Below are 430 nucleotides of genomic sequence, written 5' to 3'. Positions count from 1 at the left end.
TATTAACGCTGCTAACCCTGAAGCTGCAATTGCCCAATATATTGCTGAATATGGTCATAAATAAAGCTTTTTGAGATTAAGGTCGTCTGAAAACAAACGTAGCGCATTTTATTCAAACGCTTAACCTGTTTTCAGACGACCTTTTTAAATTGAGTATCCAAAATATAAAATGCATCGACCAAAAATAAAAGCACCGATAAATCGGTGCTTTTTAAATTTGGCGCGGCGGACGGGGCTCGAACCCGCGACCCCCGGCGTGACAGGCCGGTACTCTAACCAACTGAGCTACCACCGCGCATCATTGTTTTGCAACAATGAAAGGAAAACTGGTGGGTGATGACGGAGTTGAACCGCCGACATTCTGCTTGTAAGGCAGACGCTCTACCAACTGAGCTAATCACCCGAGAACTCGGGATTAAACCAAAAAACC

2 tRNA genes are annotated in these 430 nt (G+C 44.4%); both read right to left on the bottom strand.

Annotated features, from left to right (window positions below):
* Positions 1–218 precede the first annotated feature (218 nt).
* Positions 219–295, bottom strand: a tRNA-Asp gene (locus ACTHTY_RS12240).
* 32 nt (positions 296–327) lie between these two features.
* Positions 328–403, bottom strand: a tRNA-Val gene (locus ACTHTY_RS12235).
* Positions 404–430: the final 27 nt, after the last annotated feature.

It is taken from the genome of Neisseria sp. P0019.S002 (genome assembly GCF_051957155.1).
Classification (GTDB): Bacteria; Pseudomonadota; Gammaproteobacteria; order Burkholderiales; family Neisseriaceae; genus Neisseria; species Neisseria perflava.
Note: the sequence above shows the minus strand (reverse complement) of the source record. Positions and strands in the feature narration are given on the sequence as shown.